Below are 16830 nucleotides of genomic sequence, written 5' to 3'. Positions count from 1 at the left end.
CCGTTCCCCGTTTTTCGTTTCCCTTTTCACGCAAACCATCCCTGCAACATCCAGTGACCTCGCTCTCCCGGCGCACAGAACACCCACGCACGTTGCCCCTGCGCGGTCTCCACCACGTAGTAGTCGCGACGCACATCGCTGCCATCCCACCAACCGGTTTCCAGGCGCTCGGGACCGGCCACGATCTGCGGCGGCGGTCCGCGCAAGGGGATAGGGTGATCGAGCAGCCAGCTCGGGCGCGGCAGGGCGGGTGGCTTGCCGATCACCACGATGTCCCGCGCCGTGCTTTGCGCGTGTTCCGGGCGGGGATCGGTAGTGGCCTGCCAGCGGGCGATGGCGCTGTCGCCCAGACGCGAGCGCAGGCGTTCGCGGATCTGTTCCAGCGGTAGCGCATGGGCCGGACGCGTGTCGAACAGGTCGCGTCCCACCGGTACGAAGGGCGGCAATTCGTGCGCGACCAGGCGCATCGCCACTACCGGCTGCGACAGGGTGATGCGTTCCATGCGGCTGCGCGTGTGTTCGAACAGCATGGCCGGATCGCGCTCGGGCGTGAGCAGGCCGATCGAGACATCGGTGGACGTGCCATCGCGATGGATCAGGCGAACCATGAATCGCTGCACGCCGCCATCGCGACCGGCCAGGCAGGTCGCCAGGTCACCGGTGAGTCGGCGCAGCGGAAAGACCAGTGCTTCGACGTGCGCGATCTCGTGCGTCCATTCCATCGACAGGTCGAGGCGATCCGGCGGGCGATAGAGTTCGAGGATCTCCTGGTTTGTACCGGTCAGGTGATCGAGATGATCCAGCAGGGCTGCACCGAAGCGACGACGCAGACCATCGCGCGGCGCGCGCATCAAGGCACCGAGCGTGCGCAAGCCCATGCCGAGCAGGCCATCGGCGGCGCCGTCAGGCAGGCGTGCCTTGTGCACCGGTACCGATGCGAGGGCGCTGTGCAGCACCTCGGGCGACATCACGGCCAGGCCATCGTGCAGGCCGGCCAGGACGTACGCCGCGCGAGGCGTGGGCGCGAGCGTGATGCGATGACGAAAACCCAAGGCGCGCAGATCGTCGCGCAGCTTGCGTTCGAAGTCGGGCCAGGGGCCGAACAGGCCCAGGCTTTTGCTCACCTCCAGCACGATCGCATGCGGCCACAGCGCCACCTCGGCACTGTAGCGATACGCCCAGGCAGCAAGCAGGCGATGCCAGTGCGTGGTGGCGGCGGGATCGTGCTGCTGCACTTCGAAATGCGTCAGCAGGGCCTGCGCGGCGGCGAGTCGCTGGCCCGGACGCAAGCCGGCGGCGCGTGCACTGGCATTGACCGCCAGGATGCTGCGCGACTGCGCGTTACCGGTGACCAGCGCGAGTGGTTCGTCCGCGGATTCCCGGCGACGGAGGACACCGTCCATCGCCAGTTGCGGCAGCAGTACACAGGCCCAGAGCATGGCCGCGCCTCACGGAGTGCCGAAAGGAAACGGAATCGGCCATGCCGGCGGCTGGCTGCCGCGGCATTTGCGTACGCGGATCTGCCGCGTCGGTTCGGTTTCCAGTTCCAGTCGCAAGGCTGCCGGCGATGCCTGCACCGCGTGGCTGCGATCGCGAAAGATGAAGCCCAGCGCGCGTCCGCTGTCGGCGGCGACCTGGAGGCGGCGCAATGCGCGATCGTCGGCCTGGTGCGGCCAGCACAGCACGGCGGCGTAACTGCCCGAACGCAGGCATTGCTCGCTGGCCCACAAGGCGTCGCGCGCTTGCGGTGCGTGCACCACGTCGACATGTGCCATCGATACGCCACGGCGTTCCCAGCCGGCCACGCACGGTGCATAGGGCGGCGCGATCACCGCGATCTGCCGGCGCGCGGCACTGAGCCGCGCCAGGGCCGGCAACACCAGTTGCAACTCGCCCACGCCGTCGCAGGGCAGCAGGATTTCGCTCAGCGTCGCTTCCGGCCAGCCGCCGTTGGGCAGCACCGCATCCAGCGTCGGCCAGCCGCTGGCGTAGCCGCCCGCCGGCGCGGGTGCACTGCGCCCCTGCCAGACCTGGCGACCTTCGAGCAGCGACGAGAGCGCGACGACCTGGCCCATGGCGTCAGCGCAGGTTGCGCAGGCAGCGGGTGACGACGCCCCACAATTCCAGCGTTTCGCCTTCCTTGAACACGATGGGTTTGAAGTGCGCGTTTTCCGGCAGCAGGGCGACGTGGCCGTCGACCATGCCCAGTCGCTTGATCGACAGCTCGTTGTTGACCAGCGCCACCACGATGTCGCCCTGGCGCGGTTTCAGTGCGCGATCCACCAGCACTTCATCGTTATCGAAAATGCCGGCGCCGATCATCGACCAGCCCGACACGCGCACGATGTACGTGCTCGGTTCGTGGCCCTGGATGATCAGATGCTGATTGAGATCCACCACGTCTTCGACCTGGTCGTCGGCCGGGCTGGGATGACCGGCCGGCACGCGGCTGGTGAACGCCGTCAGCGCCACCGTGGAGGGCAACAGGGAAAGCGGGCGGGGCGTATCCAGCGACGAGCCCTGGCGATACGCGTCCAGATAGGCCAGCACGGTCGGCACCTGGCTTTCGGGGACGCGCAGGCGCTGGGTGGGTTCGCTGACGGGGCGGCCGGCACCCGGTCGGGCGCCGCCATGGGAGGGCGACATGGGACAACTCGCTTGATTACCGGGACGGTATTCAAGATAGCACTGGAGGCGTCTCAGCGCTTGAGAGTTTTCCTGATTTTCTGGGAAATTTCAAAACGGCTGATAGGTAGAAAAATCAACGACATACCATCACGGGAACCTTGGAGCTAAGCAGCGTCTTATACGTTTCGCTCCCCAGCAACAGCCGGTCCAGCCCGCTGCGTCCATGCGAGCCCAGGATGATCAGATCGCAGCCCTGGGTGGTCGCCGTGCCCACAATCGCCATGCAGGGCCGGTGGTCCTCGGCGATGGCCACTTCGCAGGCCACGCCCGCCGCTTCTGCACGTTGCTTCACCTCGTCCAGATAACCCTCGGCGCGCCGCATGGCCCCGCGGGTGTATGCCTCCTGCGAGGCCATCAGTTTCTCAGTGAAGTACGCCACGCTCGCCAGGGGCTCCACCACATGCAGGGCGAACACCTTCGCGCCGATCGCCTTCGCCAGGGCAATGCCCGTGTCGACGGCGCGCAGCGACAGATCCGATCCATCGATGGGCAAAAGGATGCGCTGGAACATGGTGGCCCCCATGGCAGTCCGTGCGAGGGCGGATGATCGGTCGGAGCGCGTGGGGGAGGGGTGAAGTGGTGCGATATCGCGACTCCCGCGCGTGGTCGCCCGTGGATGCCGGCTTTCGCCGGCATGACGGTCTTGAGAATTTGCGACGTCAACAAAGAGCCGTCATGCCGGCGAAAGCCGGCATCCACTGGCCTCGGTGATCTTGCGTGCGACACCTCACACGCCCGTCACGGATACACGGCACCATAGGTGCGGCCATCCCGTCGAACGTCCCCCATGCATGACCCAGTGAAAACCATCGCGCTCGCCGGCCTCCTTATCGTCACGCAGGCCGCGCAAGCTGCGCTCTCCCCCGAAGGCCAGCGCGAGGTCCAGGCCCTGCTCGATTTCGTCGCCAGCAGCCATTGCACCTTTATTCGCAATGGCAGCGAATACACCGCCGCCGACGCGCGCAAGCACATGCAGCGCAAGCTCGATTACCTGTCACGCCGCGACATGATCGATACGACGGAAGATTTCATCGAGCGCGCCGCCAGCGAAAGCAGCTTCAGCGGCAAGCCGTACAAGGTGCGCTGCGATGGTCGCGAACAGCTTTCCGGCGACTGGCTACGCGACGAACTCCAGGTCCTTCGCCAGGTCGCGCATTAGGCGGCTGGCGCTTCGAGCAGCAGGAGCGTCGGGGACAAGCGCGGCTTGCCGGGCTTGACCGGCACGTCACCGGCCCTGACTCCCCAGAACGTTGCGCCGGTGTGTGCACGATCGACATAGTAGTGATGATTGCGACTACCGATCGCATCGATGGCTGCCGCCGCATCGTCACGGGTCTTCGGGTGCGCGTGGTCAAGCAAGGGAACCAGATCGTCCAGCATGTCGTAACGCAGCGAGTACGCCAGGATGCTGCACGCTTCCGAGCGCACCTGGCAGGTCGCATCGATCAGCGCCAAACGCGCCAGTTGCACGACGTCCTCGCGTTCGCGCGCAAACCGTGGCAACCAGAACAAGATGGCCGCGCGTCCGGATGCCCGCCGCACGCGTGGATAGCATTCGATCAGGCGTGGCACCAGCGCGTCGATGCCAAATTGTTGGAACAGGCGTTGTTCCGCCCGTGCTACGTCACTTCCGCGAACCTGGTTGTAAACCGCAACAAGCTCGTCGACGGATGGAAGGCTCATGTGGCGCGTTGAATTCCGTGGTGGTCAGCCGTCCTGGCGGTTGACATGCGGAAGAGGGGTGCGCCGTTCGCGCTGGCGAAGCATGCACCGGCGCGCGGGCCCCTTCAAGGGCCTTCGCGCGCCGGTTTTTAACGTCGCGTTGAAGTGCAACATAACTGTTACACCTTCGCTCACCGGCTTCGCCCCAATCGTTCGCGCTTGTCCTGCATGGCGCGCTTGGCCATGGCGTTGAACTGTCGGCCATGCTCGCGCTTTTCCCGCTCGCTGCGGCGCGACCCGGCCAGCTCGCGTTGCAGCTTGCGGTAGTTCGCCAAACGGCGCGCATCCAGCACGCCCTCGGCAAGAGCGCGTTCGATTGCGCAACCTGCATCACCGTCGTGCCCGCAATCGCCGAAGCGACACTGTTCCGCGAGCGCTTCGATATCCACGAACACAGCGGCAACGCCCTCATCGGCTGCTCCCAGCCGCAACTCGCGCATGCCGGGCGTGTCGATCACCCAGGCACCGTGGGACGTGGGAAACATTTCCCGCGCTGTCGTGGTGTGGCGGCCGCGTGCGTCGTCTTCGCGAATGCCGGCGGTGTGCTGCGTGACATCGCCCGTCAGCAGGTTGGTCAGGGTGGACTTGCCAACGCCCGATGAGCCCACGAAGGCGACGGTGCAACCTTCCACCATCCACGGCAACAACACGTGCAGGCTGCCGGGATCAAGCGCATTGATCGCCCGTACTTCGATGCCAGGCATGATGGCTCGCGCACTGTCGACGAACGCTGCGACGTCGTCGGCCATGTCGGCTTTGGTCAGCACCATCACGGGCGTCACGCCAGCCTGCATCGCCAGCGATACATAGCGCTCGAGCCGCGACGGATTGAAGTCGCCATTGCACGAGGTGACGATGAATAACGTGTCCACGTTGGCCGCGATGGGTTGATGCGCGTGGGTTTCGCCGGCTGCGACACGTGCCAGCAGGCTTTGTCGCTGGATCCGTCGAAAGACCCGATCGGCCGACTGCTCGACCATCACCCAGTCGCCGACGGCAAAGGCGCCGACGTCGGCATGCAAGCCATGCGGCACGACGGCATGACCATGGCCACGCGATGACAGCACCGCCACGCCATCGCGATGGACGGCCGTGATGCGTGCCGGATAGGCCGATTCGAAATCGTCCAGCGTCAGATCGTGAGCAAGCGTCGTCCGCCAGCCGAGCTGGTGGAGGGAATAGCTTTGGTAAGACATGAGTAACCCTGATTTCAGGACAAACCGCGGCAGCCCGAAGGGGCACCGTGCGAGTCGCCAGGGTGGAGCGCGTGGATGTGACTCAAGGCCAGCCTGTTGGCTGGCGGCGCGATCAGATGCGCGTCGACCCGGCGGAGGCGGTACAGAAAACAATCATCGTCATATCCTCCTGTGATGGGTTGATGGGAGCGCGCAGGGTAATCGGGCGTTTGTGTGCCCGCAAGTACCGACGCCGGCAAAAATCGAAAAATAGGCCGGAAGTCGTGCATAAAAAAGGCCGTCGATGGTGCGACGGCCCGGATAAAAACGGCGAAGGAAGGCTCAGCCTTCGTCTTCATCGTCCTCGTCTTCGTCTTCATCGAACGAATCGGCTTCGTCCACGCGCACGAAGTTTTCGGCCGTGTCGGCGAAGTCGATCGTGTTGCCGTCGGCGACCATCGGGCGCACGTCGCGGCTGGTCTGGCCGTCTTCAGTCGACTCGACCAGGGCGAAGCACACGATCGGCTCGGCGCTTTCCTCGCCTTCGACGTCATAAACGGCAACCCAGCCGGTGGCGGGCATGATCTGGAGGATGGTTTCCTGGGACATGGCGGTTCCGTGTTTGGTGAAAACCGCAAGCTTGCCCGGCCAGGCAGGGCGCCCGCAAGCCAGCGGCCGTCACATGGCGCGAAACAAGTGCCGGTAAGCGCGGCTGACCGGGAGGACGTCCGGGCGATCCTTTAAATGGATGTCCGCCGTGTCGTTATCGCCGCGGGTGACATGGCTGACCGCCCGCAGGTTGACGATGACCGAGCGGTGCACCTGGGCGAACAGCGCAGGGTCCAGCTGCGCGGCCAGTTCTTTCAGCGGCGTGGTCACAAGCGCATCACGCGCCGGCACCGGTTCACCGCGACAGGCGATCCGCGTGTACTTGGTGTCCGATCGCAGATAGTCGATGTCTTCCACCGGAATGAGCCGCACCTGTTGACCCACCTGGGCGCGGATCCAGCGCAGGTAGGCCGGGGCGGCGGATGACGCCAGCTGCGTGGCCAGCTTCCGTAGCAACTGATCGGTATGCAACGCGGGCTGCGACGCATGCAGTCGTGCCTTGATGCGTGCCACGGTGGCATCCAGGCGGGTGGCCTCGACGGGCTTCACCAGGTAATCGAGCGCCCCTTCGGCAAAGGCCTGCACGGCGTACTGATCGAAGGCGGTGACGAAGACGAGATGCGTGCGCTCGCCCATGTGATGCGCCGCTTCCACGCCGGTGATGCCGGGCATGTGGACGTCGAGGAAGCAGACATGCGGCTTCCATTGCTCGAACAGCGCGATGGCTTCCCGACCGTTGCGCGCCTGCGCCACGATGTCGAGTTCCGGCCAGGCGACGGCTAGCTGGCGTGCGAGGGCGTCGCGCAACAACGGCTCGTCGTCGGCAATCAGCGCGGTGATGCGATCGGTCGTCACGCGCGCGCTCCGGGTGCGGGAAACACCAGTTCGGCGCAGACACCGCTGGGACTGTTTTCGCTGATGTGCAGTTGCGCCTCGGCACCAAAGATCAGTGCCAGTCGCTCGCGCAAGGTCGCCAGGCCCGTGCCGGAGCCCGGTTTGGACGGTCCCAGACCCATGCCGGTATCGGTGACGCGCACGAGGCACTGATCGTCGCGGCGTGCGATGACGACATCGATTCGTCCACCAGATTCACTGGGATCGATGCCGTGCCGGACGGCATTCTCCACCAGCGTCAGTACCGTCAATGCGGGGCAGGCGGCGTCGAGCATCTGCTCATCCGCGCGCAGGTGGAAAGCCAGGCGATCGGGCATGCGCATATGCATCAGTTCCAGATAGGCCTTTGCCAGCGCGACTTCCTCGCGCAATGTCGTGGCAGGTCGATCCAGTCGTGGCACGGCCGCACGCAGATAGGCGATCAGGCTGCGCAACAAAGAAGGCGCCTGCGGTGATCCGGCATCGACGAGTGCCTGCACGTTCGCCAGCGTGTTGAACAGGAAATGCGGCGCGACCTGGGCCTGCAGCAGGTGCAGGCGCGCATCCAGCGCCTGGCGTTCCAGTTCGCTGCGCTCCAGTGCAAAGGACAGCGCCTGATGGCGCGCGAAGGCTTCCTTCTGGCGCACCAGGGCAGCGAGCGCAGCCCACGGTGCCACCAGCATGGCGAGCATGGTCAACGACGCGAAGCCGCTCAGGCGATTCTCGTTCTCCCAGAACGGCGGCGCGCCAACGGGCGTGGAGTAGCGATAGAACAGATACGTGCCGATCGGCATGGCGATCGCCACGGCAGCCACCTGCAACACCCAGCGTGCCATCCAGCGCGGCAGGCGACGCGGCCACTGCTCGAACACGCCGAAGACCAGCGCGGTGACGAACCCCAGCGTCACCGTGCGCAGGAAGCCGTCGTCCCAGCTGATATTGACCAGCAGGCCCAGCGGTATCGTGATCGCCAGCGTGGTGACGATCCGGCGCCAGTGAAATAGCAGGGCGCAGCCGCGGGGTTTGGCAGGAAAGCTGGGCATGGTCGAAGCATAGCGAGCGCTACAGGTGAGGCAACCACATGATGGCGCTGGCTGCGGCGATGCCGGCGCCGGTGACCAGCGTGCCCAGCACCAGGCAGGCAAAGGCGCCCACCACGTGGACGCGTCGACCACTGGCCCGGGCGCGCAGGTACCCCTCGAGTATGGCCAGCGGCAGCAGCGACTGTGCGAAGGACAGGCCGGTGAGGAACGGGCCGGTGAACGACGTCGGATCGAATCCCGCCGGCCCCTGGTTGACCACGATCCAGAACATCAGCCCCACGCGAAAAAACCAGACGCCGCTGACGACCAGGAACAGGCGCAGCGCCCAGCGACGATGCGCGTCGAAGCGACGTTCACGCGCCGCGCGCCATGCCAGCCACGCGAAGCCGACGATCAAGGCAGCATTGAGCGTGATGCCCAGGTGCTGCCAGATATCGCCGACGGTGCCGCGAATCCAGACCATTGCCACGCCGCCGATGGCCAGTGTCGACGACAGGATCAGGTACAGCCGGCCGTTCCAGCGATGCCAGGCGGGCGCCACGCGTCGGATGCGAGGCATCAGCTGCATCACGCCACCGACGATCACCAGCACGGCAAACAACAGATGCAGCCCAAGCACGACATTGAGCGCCGTATCGCCCGCCACGTAGCCATGGGCGAGTACGTCATTCCACGCTGACCATCGCCCGTGCATGGCCGCGCGGCCATAGAAGCCAGCGACGTAACTGGCGAAGATCAGCTGGCCGATAAGCGCGACGACGACCCAGGTCGTGGCTGCGATGGAAAGCGCCCGGGTGCGGGAAGCATCGACGGGAATCGTGGGATGGGTCTGCATGGCCGTGCTCCGTGGCAAGTGCACGGAGTGTGGGTCAGCCCGAATCCTGGGATCCGTTGTCAGCCGACCGATGGCGGCATGGCCGGGATGAATGGCGCCTGCCGAGGATGAACGGGGTGCTAGACGCGCGCTGCGCGTCGCGCCCGTTTCACCTCGTACATGGCCGCATCGGCCTGGGCCAGCAACGCTTCGCACTCGTGCTCTCCCGGTCGCGCCACGACGATGCCGATGCTGGGACCGGCGTAGTCGAGCAACAGGCCACCGAGGTTGTATCGACCCGAGCAAGCGGACTCCAGGCGCTCGCGCAGCGAAGCCAGGCAAGCCTCGGCATCGCCGTGCGGTGCCTCCGAAAGGACGACGAACTCATCGCCACCGTGGCGCGCGACAAAGTCCATGTCGCGCATGGCGCCCTGCATGCGACCGCCGATCGCGCTGAGAAAGCGATCGCCGGTTTCGTGCCCATGCTTGTCGTTGATCGCCTTGAATCCGTCCAGATCGATGAAAGCCACCAGCAGTACGTGGCTGGCGTTCTCCAGGCTCAGGCGATGACGAAGCTGGTCCATCAGTGCGCGGCGATTGGGGAGGCGCGTGGTGGTATCGGTCAGCGCGCTCACTGCCAGCGAATCGTTGGCGCGACGCAGCGCGCTTACCAGGCGTTCGCGATCAATCTGCTGGGCAATCAGTCGGGAGAACATCTGCAATACCTGCATCGAGCCTTCGGCCAGCGGCAGGGAATCCATGCTCGCCGCGCAAAGCGTGCCGTACAGCTCGCCGTCCTCCGTGCGTACGGGCGAGCTGGCGTAAGTCGAAATACCCAGCTCGCGCGCGGGTGCCGAATCGGCCCAGCATTCGGCGACGTCGTCGGTGTAGAGGCGATCTTCTTCCAGGGCCCGCTTGCACAGGGTGCCTTCCCAGGGAACCGCCAGGCCTTCGGGGATATCCAGCTCGCGCGTGTTGCGCGCATAGACGATGCGCTGCACGCCGGCGTCGAGGTCAATGGTGGTCAGGTAGGTCGAATCCAGTCCGGTGACGGTCTGGAGAAGTTCGAGCAGGGGGCGGGTGAGATCCTCGAGCGTCCTTGCCTGGGAAACCGAACTGGCCAGCATGCCCATGAAATCCGTGGTGGGCAGGCTCGATGGAATGCTGGGCATGAATGGGCTTTGGTGGCAGTGGGGAAAAAACGAAGGCGTTGGACTGATTAAAGCGGCACCGGGCCTTTCTTTCAACGGCTCAGGCAGCAATGCGATGTTCGTAATAGGGGCGCGGCCGGTCATCCAGGATGTCGTACAGCGCCTGCAGATCGTTGGGGTTGGGCTTGAGCCAGGCGTCCAGGTTTTCTGGCTTGATCGGTATCACGAAACGATCATGACCGGCCGCGACCACTTCCGGTGGCGGGTCATCCGTGACGGCGGCAAATGAAAACAGATCCGCTTCGCCGTGCATGCCGGGACTGAACGACCAGAGGCAGGCAATGAGCATGTCCTGCGGCGGCTCAGGTCGAAACTCGAGGACGACGTTCTCGGGTCGCTCGCCTTCCGCCAGTTCACGTTGTTCCATCGCATGGCGAGCGACGTTCTCGTAGAGAACGTTCGCCACCATCACACCGTGAAAGTGCCCGAAGAGCTTGCCCCAGGATTCTTCCAGCTTGTCGCGCCGCGCGTTGTACGTGCCCGGATACTTGCGTTCCATGCCGGCATTCCAGCCAGGGAGGCGGCACTGGTAGCGCATGGGAACGACCACGCGCTTGTTGTCCTGCATGATCATCACGGGCGCATAACTGCCGGGAAAGATGCGCGAGTCGTCCGGCATGGGTTCCTTGCGACGCAAGTCGTCCAGTTGCCGTTGCGCCGCGCGGATCTTGTTGCCGGCGATGCGCTGGTCGTCCGCCGCCTTCTTGGTCGGTCTGGCCGACGCCATGACGGCCCTGGCCTTTTCAAGTCGCGCCGTCTGTTCGTCGATCTCGCGTTCCAGCGCTTCGGCGCGTTCGCGATCGCCTTCGGCCACCAGCTTCGCCAGTTCCATTTCCCCGGCATTGCGCGGTGGAGAAAATGAATGACGCATCGCCTTGGGCAACTTGTTCCAGCCGCCTTGCTTGCGCTTCTCCCAAAACAGCTCGACGTAGCGCTTGATGTCGATGCCGGCGCCGAATGCGCGCTCGAATTTGCGATATTCGGAGAGGATTTGCGCGGAGTAGCACATCACACGGTTCCTGGCCCTGGTGGCCTAGATTAATGCCTGGGTCGCCGGCGTGCCGTCAGTCCGGCGAAAGGGTGAAGTACTCCGCCGCAAAATAGATCGCCTGATAGCCAAGGGCAGCCAGGGCCACGCCTTGCTGGACAAGGCGTTCGCTGCGCCACATTCCCAGTCCGGCGACCATGAGCATCACCACGGTATGGACCTGGTAGGCGCCGCCCAACACGTGCCAACGTTGTTCGCCCTTCAGTGCGGTATCGAACAGATCCATCAACGTGATCAGTGCGATGAGGCCGAAGAACCATCGGCGCCTCTGGATGAGATACGACTCGTAACTGCCGAAGTCCGCCACGTTGATGGGAAACAGAAGCGTGGCGACCATGTAATAGAGCGAGCAATAGCCGATGACGAAGAGATACGTGCCGAAGGTCCAGTGGCGCACTTCGACCAGGCGGAATTCCCACCACCAGAACGTGACGATGGAGATCAACGCCCACGCTACCCAGGCCATGTGCATCCACGACCAGCTGTGCCGTCGTTGTTGCTCGATCATCAGGGCGATGCCCTGCAGGAGCTTGGTGATGCCCAGGCCCAGGATGATGCTGAGCACCACGCGTATGTGCGGGTAGATCTGGTCGACGTTCATGCGAACAGGTTCCATCGGCATGACGATACGTGCAGCTTGCCACGGAACCGGCTAGGGTGAGCACGGGCAACGGGGGAGGGCGGATGCGAGCCTGTCACAGGATCACGGCGGCATGCCTGTTCGCAGCTGCCTGGCCATCGGCCGTGCTGGCGACGTGGCCGTCATGTCCATCATCGATGGTGCTGCGGCACATGGATCCCCCGCGACTTCCGGCAGCGACGGAGAACACGTTCGAAGGGAGCGTCGCGCTTGCCGTCGTCGTGTCGCCGGACGGGCACGTTACGCAGGCCAGGGTGCTGGCATCTCGCCTTACTCCGGTCGGCCATGGGGGGCGTGCTGCGAAAGGCTACGAAGCGGCCGCGGTGGATGCGGCGCGTACTGCACGATTCTCGTCGCCGCCACTGACCTGCCAGCGAAACCTGCCGGTGCGCTTTGCGGTGGTCGAGGCTACTGCCCTTGACGATCACGGCGGCGGGCATTGACCGCGGCAATCGCCGTTGCGCACACTGACGGGCACGTCATTCCTGAGGGGGAATCCATGAAGCCACTTGAACTGGAACGCTGGGCGAAGGCGCGCGCACAAGGCATGTTGCGTTACGTGCTGGTGTCGGGGCTGCTGATGTGGGGTCTTCCCATGTTCGTGGTGATGACGTTTGTGATCAGCCGGCCGCAACCGCCGGTGGCCCTGTCGGCCATCCTTTGGAGCGTGGGTGGCGTCGGCTTCGGTGTGGCGATGTGGTTTATCCAGGAACATCGGTATCGCAAGGCGACGCAGGCGCACTGACGGCTCCGTTCCCCGTGTGTGCCAGGCGTCGCGATGGAACATCGCGGCACCTGCGAACGCGCCCTGTTTTGTCTGCGCTGCATCGGCGCGACGCATGACTTCACCGGATGGGCGAATCCGGCGCAAACCGCTCGAGGTATCACGCACCACCGTGTTGACCTGACAAGGAGTTCGGCATGAGGAAGTGGAAGGTGATAGGGCTGCTGGCTGCGCTCGCGCTGCCGCTCGCGTCGGGTGCGATCTCGCGCAATCCGGCGCCCGCTGCGGGAGCCAAGACCTTGCCTGGCGGCGTCGTCGACGGATCGGCGGATGGTTTTGTCGGCATGCTCATGATCACGCCGGATGCCGACTGGGAAGCGAAATGGAAAACGCCTTCGGCGAACATTCCTCGCTTCACGACCACGCAAGAAGTGGGGCGCGGCGGCAAGGTATATATCCTTACCTTCATCTCCAATCCCAAGCTCGATGCGTCGGGCCATGCCAACGTGCGGTGTGACCTCGATGTGATCCGGCCGGATGGATCGTTTTCCCAGCACGAGAAAGACCTCCCTTGCTACCAGGGCAAGTACCCGGCGCCATCCACATCGCTGGCGCTCACGGCGCTTGTGGTCGAGTTCACGGGCGATCCGGGCGATCCGGCCGGCAAGTGGAATGTGAAGGTGAGGCTCCGTGACACAACGCGGCATGTCGAAGTGCCGCTGGAAACCTGGTTCGAGCTGAAGGAATGACCCTTCATTGAGGATCGGCAGGCAGGGCGGGCTCTGCCGCCCCGGTTACAATAGGCCGATGCACCCGAATTCTGCCCCCTGGCGCCTTTCCGTCGCCCCCATGCTCGACTGGACGGACCGCCACTGCCGCTATTTCCATCGGCTGTTGTCGCCGCATGCCCGTCTCTATACCGAGATGGTGACCAGTGCCGCGCTGGTGCGGGGCAAGCAGCTGCGCCTTCTCGAGCACAGCCAGCAGGAGCATCCGGTGGCCTTGCAGCTCGGTGGCAGCGATCCACAGGAGTTGGCCATTGCCGCACGCTACGGCGCCGACGCCGGCTACGACGAGATCAACCTCAACGTGGGTTGCCCGTCCGATCGCGTGCAGTCGGGCAAGTTCGGTGCCTGCCTGATGCGCGAGCCCTCGCTGGTGGGTGACTGCGTGCGGGCGATGCGTGAATCGGTGGAAGTTCCGGTGACCGTGAAGTGCCGCATCGGCGTGGACGACCAGGACGACTACGCGGACCTGCAGCGCTTCACCGAAACGATGGTGGGCGCGGGCGTGGACATCCTGGTCGTGCACGCGCGCAAGGCATGGCTGCAGGGACTGAGCCCCAAGGAGAATCGCGAGATTCCCCCACTGGACTACGAGCGCGTGTATCGCCTGAAACGCGAGTTCCCGCACCTGGTCATCGTTATCAATGGCGGCATCACCACGGTGGAGCAGGTGCAGGCGCATCTGAAGCAGGTCGATGGCGTGATGCTGGGGCGTGCGGCATATCACGACCCCTATGTCCTGGCGCAGGTGGAGGCCGCTCTTTATGGCGAGGCCTTGCCGGAGCGCGAAACAGTTATCCGGCACCTGCGTCCCTACATTGAGGCAGAGCTGGCGCGTGGCACGGCCCTCAAGCACATCACCCGGCACCTGCTGGGACTGTTCCAGGGCGAGCCGGGCGCGCGCAGCTTCCGGCGCGTCCTCAGCGAGGGCGCGCACCAGCCCGGAGCAGGGTGGGGACTCATCGAGCAGGCGCTGGAACCCCTCCGGTCCGCCGCGTGACACCTACCGTCCGTCGGGTCAGTATTCAGCCCCGGTTTCATAGTCTGAACGACGATAGGTCGCCCCAAGGCGAAAACCACGAGGTTTTGTAGTCGAAATGAGGACAATCCTGCGTTTGTCGGCTCTATTGTTGCTTCTGGGCGCCTTTTCGGCGTTTGCCCAGGCCGTGGAGCCGTCGATGTCGCTGGAAGAAGCCGTGAACCAGGTGCAGCAGGAAACCCAGGGCAAGATCCTGTCGGCCAGTACGGTTCGCCGCGGTCGCAACGCGTTCGAGCACCGGATCAAGGTGCTGACGCCCAACGGCCATGTCCGCGTGGTCACGGTGAACACGGACGCCGCCAAATCCCCCTCATCCCCCGATTCCACCAAGAATCCCGCCGGTAACGGCGAGGGCAACAAGGAGAAACACTGATGCGCATCCTTTTGGTAGAGGACGAGGCGCCGCTGCGCGAAACCCTCGCCGCCCGCCTGAAGCGCGATGGTTTTGCCGTCGACGCGGCGCAGGACGGCGAAGAGGGCATGTACCTCGGCCGCGAAGTGCCGTTCGACCTGGCCATCATCGACCTGGGCCTGCCCAAGATGTCGGGCATGGACCTGGTCAAGTCCCTGCGTGAAGCGGGGCAGCGTTACCCGATCCTCATCCTCACGGCGCGTGGCAGCTGGCAGGACAAGGTCGAAGGCCTCAAGCACGGTGCCGACGACTACCTGGTCAAGCCGTTCCACGTGGAAGAACTGCTGGCGCGCATCAACGCGCTGGTGCGTCGCGCCAGTGGCTGGTCGAAGCCGGTGCTGGCCTGTGGTCCGATCAAGCTCGACACCACGGCGCAAACCGTGTCGGTGGAAGGCAAGCTGGTCGACCTCACCAGCTACGAATACAAGGTGCTGGAATACCTGATGCTGCATGCGGGCGAGCTGGTCTCCAAGGCCGACCTGACCGAGCACATCTACCAGCAGGATTTCGATCGCGACTCGAATGTGCTGGAGGTCTTCATCGGCCGACTGCGCAGGAAGCTCGACCCGGAAGGCACCCTCAAGCCCATCGAGACGGTACGTGGACGCGGATACCGCTTTGCCATCCCTCGCAGCGAAGCCGACGACGAATGAGCCTGAATCGCCGCGCCGCCCGTTTTCACTGGCGGCGCGTGCGGCTCTGGCCACCGGCTTCGTGCTGGCGGCCTTTCTCGGCGTTGTCGGACTCACGCTTTCCCGCACCAGCGCCGAGACCGGGCTGAAGGAACTGCAGGATCGCTTGCAGAACTACGTTGTGGCCTACCTGGCTGGCACCGAAGTGGGCCGGTCGGGAAAAGTGTTGCTGCCCGATACGCCGCCGGACCCGCGCTTCTCGCAGCCGGGCTCGGGTCTCTATGCGCTCGCCATGGGCGAGAACGGGGCCAAGCTGGAGTCGCCGTCAGCCATCGGCCGCGATTTCAATTTCCTGCCGACGCTGGAGCCGGGTGAAAGCCAGTTCGTCGGCCCCATCGAAACGCGCATGGGGCGCCTGTATTACTACGCCTACGGTGTTGCGCTCGACACCTCCGAGAAGAAGTCAGTCAAGCTGACTTTCATGGTGGCCCAGGCCGAGGATCAGCTCGAAGGCCAGAATGCGGTGTTCCGGCGCAGCCTCGGATTCTGGCTGGCGTCGCTTGGCGTGATGTTGATCCTGCTGCAACTGCTGTTGCTGCGTTGGAGCCTGACGCCGCTGCGCAAGGTAGCCAGCGACATGACGCGCGTCGAACGCGGCGACACCGATCGACTCGACAGCCAGTATCCGCTGGAACTGACGGGACTGACCGAACGCATCAACGCCTTCATCGACAGCGAGCGCGAACAGCGCGTCAGGTATCGCAATACGCTGGCCGACCTGGCACACAGCCTGAAAACGCCGCTCGCGGTGATTCGTTCACGGCTTGAGTCGGTGGACGGCAACTCGCCCCTGCGCAACGACGTGCTCGACCAGGTGCGGCGCATGGACGAGCTGGTGGCTTACCAGTTGGCGCGCGCAGCCACGACGGGCCGGCAGACGTTCGCGACGGCCATTCCGATTGCCGGGCACGCTGAGGATCTCGTGCAGAGCCTCGAGAAGGTTTACGCCGCAAAGAACGTGCTGTGCGAATTCGATATCGACGATGGCGCCGCGTTCTACGGTGAGCAGGGCGATCTGCTTGAGCTGATGGGCAACCTGCTGGAGAACGCCTTCAAGTGGGCGCGTCATCGCGTATTGCTGGTGGTGAAGATGGAGCCGATGGCCGGTCGCCAGCGCCCTGGCTTGTTCCTGAGCGTGGAAGACGACGGCCCTGGCATCGATGACGACAAGATCGAAAAGGTCCTGCAGCGCGGCGTGCGTGGCGACGAGCGCGTGCAAGGACACGGCATTGGCCTGTCGATCGTGCAGGACATCGTCAAGGCCTATCGTGGCGAGTTGTCCGTCGATCGTTCCGAGGAATTCGGCGGTGCGCGCTTCAGCGTGACCTTGCCACCCGGATGATCGGCTCGGATTG

21 protein-coding genes are annotated in these 16830 nt (G+C 64.6%); 8 read left to right on the top strand and 13 right to left on the bottom strand.

Annotated features, from left to right (window positions below):
• Window positions 1-26 precede the first annotated feature (26 nt).
• From EYV96_RS10140 to EYV96_RS10125, 4 genes are all read right to left on the bottom strand, one after another.
• The gene (locus EYV96_RS10140; protein WP_131151290.1) at window positions 27-1439 is read right to left on the bottom strand and encodes a Y-family DNA polymerase; all 1413 of its coding nucleotides are present in this window, start codon (window positions 1437-1439) and stop codon (window positions 27-29) included.
• Between the two features lie 9 nt (window positions 1440-1448).
• On the bottom strand, window positions 1449-2075 hold the full coding sequence (gene imuA, locus EYV96_RS10135) for a translesion DNA synthesis-associated protein ImuA (RefSeq protein WP_131151289.1): 627 nt from the start codon (window positions 2073-2075) through the stop codon (window positions 1449-1451).
• A gap of 4 nt (window positions 2076-2079) precedes the next feature.
• Entirely contained in the window at window positions 2080-2646 is a 567-nt protein-coding gene (locus tag EYV96_RS10130) for a LexA family protein (RefSeq protein WP_131151288.1), read from the bottom strand.
• Window positions 2647-2761: 115 nt separating this feature from the next.
• Window positions 2762-3199, bottom strand: coding sequence for a universal stress protein (locus tag EYV96_RS10125; protein ID WP_131151287.1), 438 nt, complete (start codon window positions 3197-3199; stop codon window positions 2762-2764).
• 276 nt (window positions 3200-3475) lie between these two features.
• Between EYV96_RS10125 and EYV96_RS10120 the strand changes: the two genes are divergently transcribed.
• Window positions 3476-3847: a YfeK family protein gene (locus EYV96_RS10120; RefSeq protein ID WP_165488647.1), complete on the top strand. Its 372-nt coding sequence runs from the start codon at window positions 3476-3478 to the stop codon at window positions 3845-3847.
• Here the strand turns inward: EYV96_RS10120 and EYV96_RS10115 are convergent.
• From EYV96_RS10115 to EYV96_RS10075, 9 genes are all read right to left on the bottom strand, one after another.
• Window positions 3844-4371 (bottom strand): hypothetical protein, encoded by a 528-nt coding sequence (locus tag EYV96_RS10115; protein ID WP_131151286.1) that lies wholly within the window; start codon window positions 4369-4371, stop codon window positions 3844-3846. The two genes, EYV96_RS10120 and EYV96_RS10115, sit on opposite strands and share 4 nt — an antisense overlap.
• A 170-nt stretch (window positions 4372-4541) precedes the next feature.
• Window positions 4542-5606: a ribosome small subunit-dependent GTPase A gene (gene rsgA, locus EYV96_RS10110; RefSeq protein WP_131151285.1), complete on the bottom strand. Its 1065-nt coding sequence runs from the start codon at window positions 5604-5606 to the stop codon at window positions 4542-4544.
• A 321-nt stretch (window positions 5607-5927) separates the two neighbouring features.
• A complete protein-coding gene (locus EYV96_RS10105; protein ID WP_131151284.1) occupies window positions 5928-6194 on the bottom strand; it encodes a hypothetical protein in 267 nt (88 codons plus the stop codon).
• A 69-nt stretch (window positions 6195-6263) separates the two neighbouring features.
• Window positions 6264-7049, bottom strand: a complete 786-nt coding sequence (locus EYV96_RS10100) for a LytR/AlgR family response regulator transcription factor (protein WP_240732400.1) — start codon at window positions 7047-7049, stop codon at window positions 6264-6266.
• On the bottom strand, window positions 7046-8110 hold the full coding sequence (locus EYV96_RS10095; RefSeq protein ID WP_131151283.1) for a sensor histidine kinase: 1065 nt from the start codon (window positions 8108-8110) through the stop codon (window positions 7046-7048). Before EYV96_RS10095 ends, EYV96_RS10100 begins: the two co-directional genes overlap by 4 nt.
• A 19-nt stretch (window positions 8111-8129) precedes the next feature.
• Window positions 8130-8945 carry a DUF2306 domain-containing protein gene (locus EYV96_RS10090; RefSeq protein WP_131151282.1) on the bottom strand — a complete coding sequence of 272 codons (816 nt, stop codon included), beginning with the start codon at window positions 8943-8945 and terminating at the stop codon, window positions 8130-8132.
• 119 nt (window positions 8946-9064) lie between these two features.
• Window positions 9065-10096: a sensor domain-containing diguanylate cyclase gene (locus EYV96_RS10085; RefSeq protein WP_205746125.1), complete on the bottom strand. Its 1032-nt coding sequence runs from the start codon at window positions 10094-10096 to the stop codon at window positions 9065-9067.
• A gap of 79 nt (window positions 10097-10175) precedes the next feature.
• The gene (locus tag EYV96_RS10080; protein ID WP_131151281.1) at window positions 10176-11144 is read right to left on the bottom strand and encodes an SOS response-associated peptidase family protein; all 969 of its coding nucleotides are present in this window, start codon (window positions 11142-11144) and stop codon (window positions 10176-10178) included.
• A gap of 55 nt (window positions 11145-11199) precedes the next feature.
• Window positions 11200-11784: a hypothetical protein gene (locus tag EYV96_RS10075; RefSeq protein WP_131151280.1), complete on the bottom strand. Its 585-nt coding sequence runs from the start codon at window positions 11782-11784 to the stop codon at window positions 11200-11202.
• A 191-nt stretch (window positions 11785-11975) separates the two neighbouring features.
• Between EYV96_RS10075 and EYV96_RS10070 the strand changes: the two genes are divergently transcribed.
• The 7 genes from EYV96_RS10070 to EYV96_RS10040 all read left to right on the top strand — a co-directional run bounded on the left by EYV96_RS10070 (window position 11976) and on the right by EYV96_RS10040 (window position 16817).
• The gene (locus EYV96_RS10070; protein WP_165488646.1) at window positions 11976-12266 is read left to right on the top strand and encodes a TonB family protein; all 291 of its coding nucleotides are present in this window, start codon (window positions 11976-11978) and stop codon (window positions 12264-12266) included.
• Window positions 12267-12322: 56 nt separating this feature from the next.
• Window positions 12323-12568 carry a hypothetical protein gene (locus tag EYV96_RS10065; RefSeq protein ID WP_165488645.1) on the top strand — a complete coding sequence of 82 codons (246 nt, stop codon included), beginning with the start codon at window positions 12323-12325 and terminating at the stop codon, window positions 12566-12568.
• A gap of 176 nt (window positions 12569-12744) precedes the next feature.
• Window positions 12745-13296 (top strand): hypothetical protein, encoded by a 552-nt coding sequence (locus tag EYV96_RS10060; protein ID WP_131151278.1) that lies wholly within the window; start codon window positions 12745-12747, stop codon window positions 13294-13296.
• Between the two features lie 58 nt (window positions 13297-13354).
• Window positions 13355-14332 (top strand): tRNA dihydrouridine(20/20a) synthase DusA, encoded by a 978-nt coding sequence (dusA, locus tag EYV96_RS10055; RefSeq protein ID WP_131151277.1) that lies wholly within the window; start codon window positions 13355-13357, stop codon window positions 14330-14332.
• 115 nt (window positions 14333-14447) lie between these two features.
• Entirely contained in the window at window positions 14448-14744 is a 297-nt protein-coding gene (locus EYV96_RS10050; protein ID WP_240732398.1) for a PepSY domain-containing protein, read from the top strand.
• On the top strand, window positions 14744-15436 hold the full coding sequence (locus EYV96_RS10045) for a response regulator transcription factor (RefSeq protein WP_131151275.1): 693 nt from the start codon (window positions 14744-14746) through the stop codon (window positions 15434-15436). The genes EYV96_RS10050 and EYV96_RS10045 overlap by 1 nt, the downstream gene beginning before the upstream one ends.
• A complete protein-coding gene (locus EYV96_RS10040) occupies window positions 15402-16817 on the top strand; it encodes an ATP-binding protein (protein ID WP_131151274.1) in 1416 nt (471 codons plus the stop codon). The genes EYV96_RS10045 and EYV96_RS10040 overlap by 35 nt, the downstream gene beginning before the upstream one ends.
• Window positions 16818-16830: the final 13 nt, after the last annotated feature.

The organism is Dyella terrae, assembly GCF_004322705.1.
GTDB lineage: Bacteria > Pseudomonadota > Gammaproteobacteria > Xanthomonadales > Rhodanobacteraceae > Dyella_D > Dyella_D terrae.
Note: the sequence above shows the minus strand (reverse complement) of the source record. Positions and strands in the feature narration are given on the sequence as shown.